Origin of the sequence: Rathayibacter sp. VKM Ac-2856, from assembly GCF_013205055.1 — a bacterium.
Lineage (GTDB): Bacteria > Actinomycetota > Actinomycetes > Actinomycetales > Microbacteriaceae > Rathayibacter.
In genome coordinates this window covers 23,552-37,650 of sequence record NZ_JABMLF010000005.1, presented here as the reverse complement: position 1 = coordinate 37,650, position 14,099 = coordinate 23,552, and the positions used below count along the sequence as shown (strand labels likewise).

Sequence of the window (14,099 nt, the reverse complement as noted above, 5' to 3'; positions counted from 1 at the left end):
CCACAGGGCCGGCCCGTGGCCTTCCTCCCCTGGGTGAAGGACGGCGCGGCCGCCGAGGAGGCGGCCGCGCCGGCGGCGGGAGCGGACGCGATCGCCGAGCTGTCGGCGCACGTCGCCCGTCGTGACGTCCCACCGACGGCGGCACCCGGCCGAGCCGGCCGGCGCGAGAAGATCGCAGAGGCCGACACCGTCGTGGACGAGGAGGACGAGGCCGTCGAGGAGGACTCCTTCGTGGAGGACCTCCCGGAGGAGCCCGACCCGGAGCAGATCGCCGACCGCATCGTCCGGGGTCTCTCCCGCAAGAGCCTCTCGGTCGCCGAGGTCGAGGCCCGCCTCTACACCGAGGGCGTCGCCGAGAAGGACGCGCTCGACATCCTGGAGCGCTTCGCACGGTTCGGCTACCTGGACGACTACCGGATGGCCGAGTCGCTGGTCCTGCAGCTGCGTGAGCGCAAGAAGCTCGGCCGGTCGTCGATCATGCAGGAGCTCCGCGCCCGGAAGCTCGATCCCGACGCGATCGCGACAGCGCTCGACGAGCTCGACGGCGACGACGAGTACCGCACGGCGATGGAGCTCGCGCGCAAGCGCCTGCCGAGCCTCCGCTCGCTCTCCGACGAGGTCGCGGAGCGCCGCCTCAGCGGCTTCCTCGCCCGGCGCGGCTACTCCGGCGCGCTCGTGCAGCGCGTCGTCCGCGAGACCGTCCGCAAGCCCGGTTCGAGCGTCCGCTTCCGCTGAGCACTCGCGCCGCTCGGGTCGCCGGTGGCGGCCGGAGCGGCGCGTAGAATCGCACACCATGAGCACGCTCGGTCCGGTCATCGCCCCTCCCGTCGACGCGCGACCGAGGACCTACGAGGTCCGCACGTTCGGCTGCCAGATGAACGTCCACGACTCGGAGCGGCTCAGCGGCTCGCTCGAGGCGGCCGGCTACGTGTCCGCCGACGGGGCCGAGGCCGACATCGTCGTCATCAACACCTGCGCCGTCCGCGAGAACGCCGACAACAAGCTCTACGGCAACCTCGGTCACCTCGCCTCGGTCAAGCGCCGGCACGAGGGCATGCAGATCGCGGTCGGCGGCTGCCTCGCTCAGAAGGACAAGAACGTCATCCTCGAGAAGGCGCCGTGGGTCGACGTCGTCTTCGGCACGCACAACATGGGCGCCCTGCCGAGCCTGCTCGAGCGCGCGCGCCACAACGACGAGGCCCAGCTCGAGATCCTCGAGTCGCTCGACGTGTTCCCGTCGACGCTGCCCACCAAGCGCGACTCGACCTACAGCGGCTGGGTGTCCATCTCCGTCGGCTGCAACAACACCTGCACCTTCTGCATCGTCCCCGCCCTGCGCGGCAAGGAGAAGGACCGCCGCCCCGGCGACGTGCTCGCCGAGATCCAGGCGCTCGTCGACGACGGCGCGATCGAGGTCACCCTCCTCGGGCAGAACGTGAACTCCTACGGCGTCGAGTTCGGCGACCGCCAGGCCTTCTCCAAGCTGCTGCGCGCGGCAGGCACCATCGAGGGTCTCGAGCGGATCCGCTTCACCAGCCCGCACCCTGCTGCCTTCACCGACGACGTCATCGACGCGATGGCGGAGACGCCCGCGGTCATGCCGCAGCTGCACATGCCGCTGCAGTCCGGCTCCGACCGCATCCTCAAGGCGATGCGCCGCTCCTACCGCTCCGAGCGCTTCCTCGGGATCCTCGACCGCGTGCGCGACCGGATCCCGCACGCCGCTATCAGCACCGACATCATCGTCGGCTTCCCCGGCGAGACCGAGGCCGACTTCCAGGAGACCCTCCGGGTCGTCGAGGCGTCGCGGTTCGCCTCCGCCTTCACGTTCCAGTACTCGATCCGGCCCGGCACTCCCGCGGCCACTCTGCCGGACCAGATCCCCAAGGCCGTGGTGCAGGAGCGCTTCGAGCGCCTCGCCGCTCTGCAGGACTCGATCAGCGAGAGCGAGAACCGCACCGTCGTCGGGCGCCGGGTCGAGGTGCTCGTCGCCACCGGCGAGGGCCGCCGCGACAGCGAGACCCACCGCCTGAGCGGCCGCGCCGAGGACAGCCGCCTGGTGCACTTCGACGTTCCGGCCGGCTCCGAGCAGCCGCGTCCGGGTGACGTCGTCAGCGTCGAGGTGACCCGCGCCGCGCCGTTCTACCTGATCGCCGACTCCCTCGACGGTGCGCCGCTGCAGGTCCGCCGCACGCGGGCCGGTGACGCGTGGGACCGCGCGCAGACGGAGTCGTGCGGCGTGCCCGCCGCTCCCGGTTCCGGTGCCGCCCCCAAGGTCTCCCTCGGACTGCCCTCGCTCCGCCTGCGTCCGCTCGCTCCTGCGGCCCCCCAGGCGCTGACCACCCCGATCTACGACGCCCTCGATGGCGAGCGCTGAGCCGGGGGCACCCGCGCTCCTCACCGTCGTCGGGGCCACCGGCACCGGCAAGTCGGATCTCTCGCTCGCCCTCGCCGCCGCGGTCCGCGCCTCGGGAGGCGCCGCCGAGGTCGTGAACGCCGACGCGATGCAGCTCTACCGCGGCATGGACATCGGGACGGCCAAGCTCCCGCCGGCGGAACGGCAGGGCGTCCCGCACCACCTGCTCGACGTCCTCGACGTCACCGAGGACGCCTCCGTCGCCCGGTACCAGAGCGAGGCCCGCGCGGTCGTCGACGACGTGCTGGCCCGCGGCGCCGTCCCGATCCTCGTCGGCGGCTCCGGACTCTACGTCTCGAGCGTGATCTTCGAGTTCTCCTTCGCCGGGACCGACCCGGCGGTGCGCCGGGCACTGGAGGAGACGGCCGAGCGCGACGGTGCAGGCGTGCTCTTCGAGCGCCTCCGCGCCGTGGACGCCGACGTCGCCGAGCGGATCGGCCCGCACAACGTCCGCCGGATCGTCCGCGCCCTCGAGATCACCGAGCTCACCGGCTCACCGCACAGCGCCCTGATGTCCGACACCCCCGTCCCGTGGCGGCCGACCACGGTCCTCGCGCTCTCCACACCGCGCGAGGTGCTCGTCGAGCGGCTCGACCGCCGGGTCGAGCGCATGTGGGCGAACGGCATGCTCGACGAGGTCGAGCGCCTGGTGCCGCTCGGCATCGAGCGCGGAATCACGGCGAGCCGCGCGATCGGCTACGCGCAGGCTCTCGCGCAGCGCTCGGGGGAGCTGACCCGGGAGGAGGCCGTCGCGTCGACGCAGGCACTCACCCGGCGCTATGCGCGACGGCAGAACAGCTGGTTCCGCCGCTATCAGGGCGCGCACTGGCTGCCCTCCGACGCCCCCGACCTCGTCGAGCAGGCGGTCGCCCTCGCCCAGGTCGACGCCGGGGCGCCTCGCTAGGCTGAGCGCCATGACGATCGAGCTGCACTTCACCAAGGGCCAGGGCACCGGCAACGATTTCGTGCTCTTCAGCGACCCGGACGGTGAGGTGGACCTCTCGCCCGCGCAGATCGCGATGATCTGCGACCGCCACTTCGGCGTGGGCGCCGACGGCGTCATCCGCGCGGTCCGCTCCCGCTCCCTCCCCGACGGCGCCGCCGCGCTCGAGCAGGAGCCGGAGGCCGAGTGGTTCATGGACTACCGCAACGCCGACGGCTCCATCGCCGAGATGTGCGGCAACGGCATCCGCGTGTACGCCGCGTTCCTCCTCGCCGGCGGCCTCGCCGTGCTGGAGCAGGGCGACACCCTCCCGATCGGCACGCGCGCCGGCGTCCGCGACGTCACGCGCAGAGGTGCCGGGTTCCAAGTCGACCTCGGCCGCTGGGAGCTCGCGGGCGGCGAGCCGCTCGTCCGGGCCAAGGAGCTGAAGGTGCCCCGCCCGGGTCTGGGGCTCGACCTCGGCAATCCGCACATCGTCGTGGCTCTGAGCAACGACGAGGAGCTGGACGAGGCCGACCTCAGCTACATCCCGCAGGTCGAACCGGAGCCGGCCGACGGAGCCAACGTCGAGTTCGTCGTGCCGGGCGAGCCCCTGGTCCACGACGGGATCGGCCGGATCCGCATGCGCGTGCACGAGCGCGGCAGCGGCGAGACGCTGAGCTGCGGCACCGGCGCCGCGGCGGCGGCCCTGGCGGTCCGCTACTGGGCGGGCGCGCGAGCACCGCAGTCCTGGCGCGTCGAGGTCCCCGGCGGCACCCTCGGCGTGACGATGTTCCCGACCGAGGAGGGCGAGCACGTCGGCCTCTCCGGCCCGGCCGACCTCGTCTACACCGGCACGATCCGGATCGACTAGCGGGCGGGAGCCGCCGCGGCTCCGGCGGTCAGGCCGTCCGCGTGGTGCGGATGACCCGGAAGCCCTTGGCGGAGGAGATGCGGTCGACCTCGAGCCGGCCCTCGAACGTCTCCGTCAGCCAGGTCAGCAGCGAGTCGGCGCCGAGGTTCCGCTGCACGACCAGCCACGCCTCCGCCTCCGGCTCGAGGCGGGGGAGCCAGCGCTCGAGCAGAGCGTGCAGCTCCGCCTTGCCCACCCGGATCGGGGGATTCGACCAGACGGCCGCGAAGCGGACGTCCTCGGGAACATCCTCGGGCAGGACGGCGTTGACATTGGTGACACCGAGTTCTGCGCAGTTGCGGCGGACGAGCTCGAGCGCCCGCTGGTTGACGTCGACCGCCCACACCCGGGCGTCGGGGGAGCCCAGCGCCAGGGCGAGCGAGATCGGTCCCCAGCCGCAGCCGAGGTCCAGGAGGTCCCCGCTCGCGGGGGCGTCGGGGACCGCGTCCAGCAGGACCCGGGTGCCCAGATCGACGTGGCCGGGACTGAACACCCCGCCCGCGGTCGTGACCTCCAGGTCGCGGCCGGCGATCCGGGCGCTGATCCTCCGGGGTCGGAGGTCGCCGTCGGGAGTGCTCGTGAAGTAGTGCTCGGCGGCCATGAGAAGTGAACTTATCAACAGCTGAGGAGTTAGTGTTATCCGGATGACGGAAGACCTGAACGAGACCGACACGACCGAGGCCGTGGACGTCGTCTCGCGGGTCCTGGCGAACGCGCAGTCGCGCTCGTCGGGATATTCGCGGTTCGTCGCGGGCGGAGCCCAGGCGCTGCAGAGCGCCGGGAACGACGTCGAGCGCGACACCGAGCAGACCAGCGACGGCGAGCAGTTCGATCGCGACGACCGGCAGGCGCTGCGGCGCGTCGCCGGCCTCTCGACCGAGCTCGAGGACGTCACGGAGGTCGAGTACCGCCAGCTGCGCCTCGAGAACGTGGTGCTGATCGGCGTGTACTCGCAGGGCTCGATCGAGGACGCGGAGAACTCGCTGCACGAGCTCGCCGCCCTGGCCGAGACCGCCGGAGCGACCGTGCTCGACGGCCTGCTGCAGCGGCGCCCCCACCCCGATCCGAGCACCTACCTGGGCAAGGGCAAGGCCGAGGAGCTCGCCGGGCTCGTCGCCGCCCTCGGCGCGGACACGGTCGTCGCCGACACCGAGCTCGCTCCGAGCCAGCGCCGCTCGCTGGAGGACGTGGTGAAGGTCAAGGTCATCGACCGCACGGCCGTCATCCTCGACATCTTCAGCCAGCACGCCACGAGCCGCGAGGGCAAGGCGCAGGTCGAGCTCGCGCAGCTCGAGTACCTGCTCCCGCGCCTGCGCGGCTGGGGCGAGTCGATGTCCCGCCAGGCCGGTGGCCAGGTGGGCGCCGGTGCGGGCATGGGCTCGCGCGGTCCCGGTGAGACGAAGATCGAGCTCGACCGCCGCCGCATCCACACCCGGATGGCGCGCCTGCGCAAGCAGATCACCGCGATGAAGCCCGCTCGGGAGGCGAAGCGCGCCAACCGCAAGCGGAACGCCGTTCCGTCGGTCGCGATCGCGGGCTACACGAACGCGGGCAAGTCGAGCCTCCTCAACCGGATGACCCACGCGGGCGTCCTGGTCGAGAACTCGCTCTTCGCCACGCTCGACGCGACCGTGCGCAAGTCGGAGACACCGGACGGCCGCGGCTACACGCTGGCCGACACCGTCGGCTTCGTGCGCGCCCTGCCGCATCAGCTGGTCGAGGCGTTCCGCTCGACGCTGGAGGAGGTCGCCGACTCCGACGTCATCGTCCACGTCGTCGACGCGTCGCACCCGGACCCGGCGGGGCAGATCGCGACGGTCCGCGACGTCATCGGCGAGGTGGGCGCGCGGAGCATCCCCGAGATCATCGCGTTCAACAAGTCCGACCTCGTGGACGAGGGCACCCGGCTCGTCCTGCGCGGCCTCGCTCCCGGCGCCGTGTTCGTCTCGGCGCGCACCGGCGAGGGGATGGACGAGCTCCAGGCCAAGATCGCCGAGATCCTGCCCGAGCCGCAGATCGAGATCGACCTGCTCGTCCCGTACGACCGCGGTGACGTGGTCTCGTCCCTGCACCGCAACGGGCGCATCCTGTCGACGCAGTACGTCGAGGGCGGCACGCACGTGCACGCCCTCGTGCACGAGGACCTCGCCGGCTCGCTCGGCGACTTCGCGGCTCCGGCCGCCGCCGTCGAGGCGTAGAGCCCGAGCACGCGCCCCAGCGCCCGCCATCACGGATCGACTCCGTGGCGGCGGGCGCTTCGTCGTGTCGCCGCGGCGCTCCGTGCTGCCGTCAGCGCGGCCGTCTCCGCCCCTCGCGACGACACGCGGCGTCACGCTCGTTCACACCGCGTCACGCACGTCGACGCGCCGCCCGCACGTTCCTACTGTGGTCCGCGAGGCGCCATCCGGCGCTGTGAGCGACAGCCGAGCCCGGCACCCGCCCAGACCGCGTCATCGCGGCCGGACGCACCGGCCGCGGCGAGGAACGGAGGGTGTCACGGTGCCGTCGAACCACTCGGAGAGCGCTCCGGACCCCCTCTGTCGGCCGCGGGTCCCGTTCTCCTTCGAGCTCTACCCCGCGCGGACCGCCAGCGGTGCCCGGGCGCTCGAGCGGACAGCCGACCGGCTCGCCGCCACCGGGCCCTCCTTCGTCTCGGTGACCTACGGGGCAGGCGGCTCCTCGCGCAGCGCGTCGCTCGACATCCTCCGCCACCTCCGCCAGCGCACGACGGCCGAGCCGCTGGCGCACCTCACCTGCGTCGGCTCGACCCACGCCGAGGCGAACCGGCTCGTGCACGAGTTCCTGGAAGCGGGCGTCACCCGCTTCCTCGCCCTGCGCGGCGATCCGCCCGCCGACCGGCCGGACGACGAGCCGTTCCTCGGAGAGCTGGGCAGCGCCGCTGAGCTGGTGCAGCTGATCCACCGCGTGCAGGCCGAGCGCGAGCCGTACGGAGCGGTGACGGTGCTGCCGAACGCGCAGCGCGTCGATGTCGCGAGCCGCCCCCGCGCGCAGGTGGCGGTCGCCGCCTTCCCGAACGGGCATCCACGCTCGCGATCGCGGTCGCAGGACATCGACGCGCTTCTCGCCAAGGAGGCGGCGGGCGCGGCCTTCGCGATCACGCAGCTGTTCTTCCACCCCGCCGACTACCTCCGCTTCGTCGAGCGGGCCCGAGCGGCGGGCGTCACGATGCCGATCATCCCCGGGGTGATGCCGGTCACCAGCCCCGAGCGCCTGCGCCGGATGCTCGAGCTGAGCGGGGAGGACCTGCCCGCCGATCTCGCGATCGCCCTCGACGTGGAGCCCGACGACGAGGCGCGGGTGCGGATCGGCGTCGAGCACGCCGCCGCGATGGTCCGCACCCTCGTCGCCGGCGGCGCGCCCGCCGTGCACCTCTACGCCTTCAACCGGCACGAGGCGGTGCTGGGGGTCCTCGCCGAGAGCGGGCTCCTGCCCGCCCCCGCGCCGTTCCCGACCATGTCCACCCCGGTCGGTCCGCCCCCGATCACGCCCACCACGGAGGAATCATCATGAGCAGCACCCCACCCGCCTTCCCGACCGGAACCGTCCTCGGCTACCCGCGGATCGGACGCCGCCGCGAGCTGAAGAAGGCGGTGGAGGCCTTCTGGACCGGGTCGATCGACGCGGCCGAGCTGGAGGACACCGCCGCCCGGCTCCGCGGGGCCGTCCGCGAGCGCCTCGTCGACCTCGGCCTCGGCCGCGACGACTCGTCGATCCCCGAGGCGCACTCGTTCTACGACCAGGTGCTCGACACCACCCTGGCGGTCGGCGCGATCCCGGAGCGCTTCGCCGACCTCGTCGTCGACGGCGCGGTCGATCTGGCCGGCTCCTTCGTGCTCGCCCGCGGGGACGGCGAGCGGGCGCCGCTCGAGATGACCAAGTGGTTCGACTCCAACTACCACTACCTGGTCCCCGAGATCGGCCCCGAGACCGTGTTCTCGCTCGCCGACACGCGCCGGGTGCGCGAGGTGGCGGAGGCGCGCGAGGCCGGCTTCACGACGCGGCCCGTCCTCGTCGGCCCAGTCACCTACCTCCTGCTCGCCAAGCCGAGCGCGACGGCGCCGGCCGGCTTCGAGCCGCTGTCGCGTCTCGCCGACCTGCTGCCCGTGTACACGGAGCTGCTGGCGAGGCTGCGCGCCGCGGGAGCGGAGTGGGTGCAGCTGGACGAGCCGGCCCTGGTGTCCGAGTCGATCGACGTCGATCGTGCGCGCGTCCTCGCCGCGACCGAGGAGGCGTACCGGGTGCTGGGCGATGCTGCCGAGCGGCCGGCGCTCTTCGTCGCGGCGCCCTACGGCGACCTCGGCGACGCCCTTCCCGTTCTCGCCGCCTCGGCGGTGGAGGCCGTCGGCGTCGATCTGGTGAAGGGCGCGGCGCCGTCCGCCACGCGGGGTCTCGAGAGCACGGTGCTGGTCGCGGGGGTGATCGACGGCCACAACGTCTGGCGCGGCGACCTCGCGGCGGCGTTCGAGACGGCGGAGTCGCTGGGCGCGCTGTCCGCGCAGGTCGCCGTCGCCAGCTCCACCTCGCTCTTCCACCTGCCGCACGACGTGGCCGAGGAGACGGACCTCGACGACAGGCTCGTCTCGTGGCTCGCCTTCGCGGACCAGAAGGTGCAGCAGGTCGCCGCACTCGCCCGTGGACTCGATGGCGGGCGCGCGGTCATCGAGCCGGAACTCCGCGCCGCGAGTGACGCCCTCGAGGACCGGCGCTCGGCGCCCGGGGTGCGCGACGGAGCGGTGCGCGCGCGAGCGGCGGCTCTGCGGCCCCAGGACTACCGGCGCGCGTCGTACGAGGAGCGTCTCGCCGCGCAGGAGGAGGCCCTCGGCCTGCCGCCGCTGCCGACGACGACCATCGGCTCGTTCCCGCAGACGCGCGAGATCCGCACCGCGCGCGCCGCGCTGCTCCGCGGCGAGCTGACGGAGGAGCAGTACACGGCCCGCATGCGCGAGGAGATCGAGCGCGTCGTGCGCCTGCAGGAGGAGATCGGCCTCGACGTCCTGGTGCACGGCGAGCCGGAGCGCAACGACATGGTGCAGTACTTCGCCGAGAACCTCGACGGCTTCGCGGTGACCCGCCACGGCTGGGTGCAGTCGTACGGCAGCCGCTGCACGCGGCCCTCCCTGCTGTGGGGCGACGTCTCGCGCCCCGCTCCCATCACGGTCGACTGGTCGGGGTACACGCAGTCGCTGACCGAGCGTCCGGTGAAGGGGATGCTGACCGGGCCGGTCACGATCCTCGCCTGGTCGTTCGTGCGCGACGATCAGCCGCTGAAGGAGACGGCGGAGCAGGTGGCGCTGAGCCTCCGTGACGAGATCGCGGATCTCGAGGCCGCGGGCATCCGGATCGTCCAGGTGGACGAGCCGGCGCTGCGTGAGCTCCTGCCGCTCGAGAAGGCGAACCAGCCGGCGTATCTCGAGTGGTCGGTCGGCGCGTTCCGCCTCGCGACCGCCGGTGCGCGGACGGCGACGCAGATCCACACGCACCTCTGCTACTCGGAGTTCGGTGTCGTCATCGACGCGATCGACCGGCTCGACGCCGACGTCACGAGCATCGAGGCGGCGCGGTCGAGGATGGAGGTCGTCGCCGACATCGAGCGGTCCGGGTTCCCGCGGGGGATCGGGCCGGGCGTCTGGGACATCCACTCGCCGCGCGTGCCGGGCGAGGCGGAGGTGGCGGAGCTCGTGCGCACGGCCCTCGACGGGATTCCCGCGCGCCGACTCTGGATCAACCCGGACTGCGGGCTGAAGACGCGGGGCTACGACGAGACGGTCGCGTCGCTGCGGAACCTCGTGGGGGCGGCCACCGCGGCGCGCCGTGCGCTGCTCGCGGACGCCGCGGCGGAGTAGAGCCTCCGGAACGCACGAGGGGCGGACGGCGCGATGCCGTCCGCCCCTCGTGCGCGTGCGCTCCGCCTCGTCAGACCGAGCGGAGCACCGCGACGATCTTGCCCAGGACCTCGGCCTCGTCGCCGAGGATGGGCTCGAAGTTGGAGTTGCGCGGGAGCAGCCAGGTGTGGCCGTCGCGCTGGCGGAGCACCTTGACGGTCGCCTCGCCGTCGAGCATCGCCGCGACGATCTCGCCGTTCTCCGCGGTGCGCTGCGAGCGGACGACGACCCAGTCGCCGTCGCAGATGGCGGCGTCGATCATCGACTCGCCGACGACCTTGAGCATGAAGAGCTCGCCCTTGCCGACCAGCTGCCGGGGGAGGGGGAACACCTCGTCGATCTGCTGGTCCGCCATGATCGGCACGCCCGCCGCGATGCGGCCGACGAGCGGCACCATCGCCGCGTCGGCGACCGTCGCGGTCGACTCGAACGAGCCGTCGTCCTCGGTCGAGCTCGGCACGTCGATGAGGATCTCGAGAGCGCGGGGCCGGTTCGGGTCCCGGCGCAGGTAGCCGCTGAGCTCGAGCTGGTTCAGCTGGTGGGTGACGCTCGAGAGGGAGGCGAGGCCCACGGCGTCGCCGATCTCGCGCATGCTCGGCGGGTAGCCCCGGCTCGACACCGAGCGCTGGATGGCGTCGAGGATGGCGAGCTGCTTCGCGCTGAGGTTCTTGCGCCGGCGCCCGGCCGCGGGCTTCGCCGCCGCGGTCGCCTTCGCCTTCGGCGCCGGAGTCGTCGTCCTGGCCGGCTTCGCTCCGGCCGTCTGCGCGTCGCTCACGATCGTCCCTCTCTCGGTGCGCACGCCGCGTGCGCGCCCTCTGCGCCCGAGCCGAGCACCGATGTCGGTGGTCGCTGCTGTACTGACTGCGGACTCTCGAAACTGTATCCGGAGGGGGTCCGCGTTCGAAACATTCGTTCGAGTGTGTCGCGCGATCCAGCATCGGATGCGGCGCGACCGGGTCTTGCCCGTCGCGGTATTCGAAGATATATTCGGAACAGAGGTTCGGACCGGGTCCTCCCGGCCGAGGCCCCGGCCCGAACCCCTGCTGAAAGGAGCGATCACATGACCGCACAGCACCTGCCCACGCAGCACTCGACGATGCAGCGCCCCCTCACCGCGCAGGACGGCATCTCCGCAGCGACGGCCCAGCCGGCAGCGCGCACGCGTCTTCGCCTCACCCGCCGCGGCCGCGCCGTCCTCGCGACCCTGGGCGCTCTGCCGCTCGTCGCCGGCGCGTTCGTCTTCGGCCTCAACGGCGGCGGAGCGGTCGCGTCCGGCGAGAGCGCGGACGTCGAGTTCCAGTACGTCACGGTCCGCGCGGGCGAGTCCCTGTGGTCGCTGGCGGAGGAGCTCGCGCCCCGGTCCGACCCGCGCGACGTCGTCGCCGACATCCAGTCGCTCAACCAGCTGGCGAATGCCGGGCTCGAGCCCGGCCAGCGCCTCGCCATCCCGGCGCAGTACGACATCGCGGGCTGACCGCATGCCGAGACCGCCCCGCTAGCATTCCCGGGTGACGACTCTCGACGATCTCCCCCTCCGCGACGACCTCCGCGGGCAGCAGCCCTACGGCGCACCGCAGGCCGTCGTGCCCGTGGCGCTCAACGTCAACGAGAACACCCACCCCGTCCCCGACGACGTCATCGCCGACATCGTCGAGCGGGTGTCCGTCGCCCTCCGGACGGTCAACCGCTACCCCGACCGCGAGTTCCGCGAGCTGCGCGACTCCCTGGCCGGCTACCTCGGCCACGGGCTGACCGCCGACTCGATCTGGGCCGCCAACGGCTCCAACGAGGTCCTCCAGCACATCCTCCAGGCGTTCGGCGGTCCCGGTCGCTCGCTGCTCGGCTTCTCGCCGACCTACTCGATGTACTCGATCCTCGCCTCCGGCAGCGGCACCCGCTGGATCGGTGTCGAGCGCGAGGCCGACTTCCGGGTGAGCGCAGCCCACGCCGCGGAGGCGGTCCGCCGCGAGGCGCCCGACATCGTCTTCCTCTGCGCGCCGAACAACCCGACCGGCACTCCGCTCGACCTCGAGACCATCGCCGCCGTGTACGACGCGACCGACGGCATCGTCGTCGTCGACGAGGCCTACGCCGAGTTCGCGGGCCGGGACGCGCCGACCGCGCTCAGCCTGCTCGAGGGCCGCCCGCGTCTGCTGGTCTCGCGGACGATGAGCAAGGCCTTCGCCTTCGCCGGCGTCCGGCTCGGCTACCTCGCCGCCGACCCCGCCGTGGTGGACGCCCTCCGCCTGGTCCGCCTCCCGTACCACCTCTCCGCGCTGACGCAGGCCGCCGCGACGGCCGCGCTCGCCCACGCGGACGAGATGCTCGCGATGGTCGGCGAGATCATCGTCCAGCGCGACCGGATGATCGACGGCCTGCGCGCCCTCGGCTACACACCGCACGAGACGGGCAGCAACTTCGTGCTCTTCGGCGGTGTCGCCGACCCCGGTGCGATGTTCGAGGCCCTCCTGGCCCGCGGCATCCTGATCCGCGACGTCGGCATCCCGAACCACCTGCGGGTGAGCGCGGGCACCGAGGCCGAGACCACCGCCTTCCTCGAGGCGGTCGCCGCGCTGCCCGCCCCGGCGGCGGATCCCGCGGTGGCGCTCGCCCGCGAATAGCCGCCCGGAGGGTCGGCGGCGCCCCGAATAGACTGGAGGCATGACCTCCTCGAGCGCCGATCCCGGGCGCACCGCCACCCTCCGTCGTGCCACCAGCGAGTCGAGCATCGAGCTGTCGATCGATCTCGACGGCACCGGTGTCGCGGACCTGTCGACCGGCGTCCCCTTCTTCGACCACCTGCTGACCGCCTTCGCGAAGCACTCGCTGACCGACCTCACGGTCCGCGCCACCGGCGACATCGAGATCGACATCCACCACACCGCCGAGGACATCGGCATCGTCCTCGGCACGGCCATCAAGCAGGCGCTCGGCGACAAGGCGGGCATCTCCCGCTTCGGCGACGCGCTCGTCCCGCTCGACGAGGCGCTCGTCCAGGCCGTCGTCGACATCTCCGGCCGCCCCTACCTCGTGCACGGCGGCGAGCCCGAGGGCTTCGCCCTGCACCTCATCGGCGGGCACTTCACCGGCTCGATGGTGCGCCACGTCTTCGAGGCGATCGCCTTCAACGCCGGGCTGACCGTGCACGTCACCGTGCTCGGCGGCCGCGACCCGCACCACATCGCCGAGGCCGAGTTCAAGGCGTTCGCCCGCGCGTTCCGCCAGGCCAAGGCCTTCGATCCGCTCGTCGCCGGGGTGCCGTCGACGAAGGGCGCCCTGTGAGCGGCGCCCGGCCGTCGGTCGTCGTCTACGACTACGGCTCCGGCAACGTGCACTCCGCCGTCAAGGCGCTCGAGCTCGCCGGCGCCGACGTGGAGCTGACCTCCGACCGCACCCGTGCCCTCGAGGCCGACGGTCTGCTCGTCCCCGGCGTCGGCGCGTTCAGCGCGGTGATGTCCGCACTGACGGCGGCGCGCGGCGGCGAGATCATCGAGATGCGCCTCGCCGGCGGCCGCCCGGTGCTCGGCATCTGCGTCGGCATGCAGGTCCTCTTCGAGCGCGGTGTCGAGCGCGGTGTCGAGAGCGAGGGTCTGGGGGAGTGGCCGGGGACGGTCGATCTGCTCCCCGCCGAGGTCGTGCCGCACATGGGCTGGAACACCGTCGAGGTCCCCGCCGGCTCGCGCCTGTTCGACGGCATCGAGGACGAGCGCTTCTACTTCGTGCACTCGTACGGCGCCCGCGAGTGGACGCTGGACGTCATGCCGCCGTTCCCGCGGCCCGCGGTGACCTGGGCCGACCACGGCGGCCCGTTCATCGCCGCGGTGGAGAACGGCCCGCTGTCCGCGACGCAGTTCCACCCCGAGAAGTCGGGTGCCGCTGGGCTCCGCCTGCTCTCCAATTGGCTGGGCGGGCTCCGCACGAACTAGGATCGGCCGGTGGTCGGCG

13 protein-coding genes are annotated in these 14,099 nt (G+C 72.8%); 11 read left to right on the top strand and 2 right to left on the bottom strand.

The genetic code is table 11. The features are described 5' to 3' along the window. Window positions 1-15: 15 nt before the first annotated feature. Genes HQQ82_RS20400 through dapF form a run of 4 tightly spaced genes read left to right on the top strand, consistent with a single transcriptional unit; the run spans window position 16 to window position 4,212 of the window. On the top strand, window positions 16-735 hold the full coding sequence (locus HQQ82_RS20400) for a regulatory protein RecX (protein ID WP_173234771.1): 720 nt from the start codon (window positions 16-18) through the stop codon (window positions 733-735). 58 nt (window positions 736-793) lie between these two features. Beyond that, window positions 794-2,377, top strand: coding sequence for a tRNA (N6-isopentenyl adenosine(37)-C2)-methylthiotransferase MiaB (gene miaB, locus HQQ82_RS15370; protein ID WP_173234769.1), 1,584 nt, complete (start codon window positions 794-796; stop codon window positions 2,375-2,377). After that, window positions 2,364-3,320, top strand: a complete 957-nt coding sequence (miaA, locus tag HQQ82_RS15365; protein ID WP_173234767.1) for a tRNA (adenosine(37)-N6)-dimethylallyltransferase MiaA — start codon at window positions 2,364-2,366, stop codon at window positions 3,318-3,320. Before miaB ends, miaA begins: the two co-directional genes overlap by 14 nt. A 10-nt stretch (window positions 3,321-3,330) precedes the next feature. Beyond that, window positions 3,331-4,212: a diaminopimelate epimerase gene (gene dapF / locus HQQ82_RS15360; RefSeq protein WP_173234765.1), complete on the top strand. Its 882-nt coding sequence runs from the start codon at window positions 3,331-3,333 to the stop codon at window positions 4,210-4,212. 28 nt (window positions 4,213-4,240) lie between these two features. On the opposite strand, the gene HQQ82_RS15355 is transcribed toward dapF, so the two are convergent. Then, window positions 4,241-4,852, bottom strand: coding sequence for a class I SAM-dependent methyltransferase (locus HQQ82_RS15355; RefSeq protein ID WP_173234762.1), 612 nt, complete (start codon window positions 4,850-4,852; stop codon window positions 4,241-4,243). Window positions 4,853-4,895: 43 nt separating this feature from the next. Here HQQ82_RS15355 and hflX point away from each other — a divergent pair, with 43 nt between their 5' ends. The 3 genes from hflX to metE all read left to right on the top strand — a co-directional run bounded on the left by hflX (window position 4,896) and on the right by metE (window position 10,115). Then, complete coding sequence (hflX, locus tag HQQ82_RS15350; protein ID WP_173234760.1) at window positions 4,896-6,449, top strand: GTPase HflX; 1,554 nt, start codon at window positions 4,896-4,898, stop codon at window positions 6,447-6,449. A 301-nt stretch (window positions 6,450-6,750) separates the two neighbouring features. Next, a complete protein-coding gene (locus HQQ82_RS15345; protein WP_173234758.1) occupies window positions 6,751-7,782 on the top strand; it encodes a methylenetetrahydrofolate reductase in 1,032 nt (343 codons plus the stop codon). Then, window positions 7,779-10,115 carry a 5-methyltetrahydropteroyltriglutamate--homocysteine S-methyltransferase gene (gene metE / locus HQQ82_RS15340; RefSeq protein ID WP_173234757.1) on the top strand — a complete coding sequence of 779 codons (2,337 nt, stop codon included), beginning with the start codon at window positions 7,779-7,781 and terminating at the stop codon, window positions 10,113-10,115. Before HQQ82_RS15345 ends, metE begins: the two co-directional genes overlap by 4 nt. 70 nt (window positions 10,116-10,185) lie before the next feature. Here metE and lexA read toward each other — a convergent pair whose 3' ends face one another. Then, window positions 10,186-10,929, bottom strand: a complete 744-nt coding sequence (gene lexA, locus HQQ82_RS15335) for a transcriptional repressor LexA (RefSeq protein ID WP_173234755.1) — start codon at window positions 10,927-10,929, stop codon at window positions 10,186-10,188. Between the two features lie 285 nt (window positions 10,930-11,214). Here lexA and HQQ82_RS15330 point away from each other — a divergent pair, with 285 nt between their 5' ends. From HQQ82_RS15330 to hisH, 4 genes are read left to right on the top strand one after another with little or no spacing between them, the layout of a single operon-like run. Next, on the top strand, window positions 11,215-11,628 hold the full coding sequence (locus HQQ82_RS15330; RefSeq protein ID WP_254071566.1) for a LysM peptidoglycan-binding domain-containing protein: 414 nt from the start codon (window positions 11,215-11,217) through the stop codon (window positions 11,626-11,628). Window positions 11,629-11,662: 34 nt separating this feature from the next. After that, window positions 11,663-12,775 carry a histidinol-phosphate transaminase gene (locus HQQ82_RS15325; RefSeq protein WP_173234753.1) on the top strand — a complete coding sequence of 371 codons (1,113 nt, stop codon included), beginning with the start codon at window positions 11,663-11,665 and terminating at the stop codon, window positions 12,773-12,775. Between the two features lie 40 nt (window positions 12,776-12,815). After that, window positions 12,816-13,436, top strand: coding sequence for an imidazoleglycerol-phosphate dehydratase HisB (gene hisB / locus HQQ82_RS15320; protein WP_173234751.1), 621 nt, complete (start codon window positions 12,816-12,818; stop codon window positions 13,434-13,436). Continuing rightward, the gene (gene hisH / locus HQQ82_RS15315; RefSeq protein ID WP_173234749.1) at window positions 13,433-14,080 is read left to right on the top strand and encodes an imidazole glycerol phosphate synthase subunit HisH; all 648 of its coding nucleotides are present in this window, start codon (window positions 13,433-13,435) and stop codon (window positions 14,078-14,080) included. The genes hisB and hisH overlap by 4 nt, the downstream gene beginning before the upstream one ends. Window positions 14,081-14,099 lie beyond the last annotated feature (19 nt).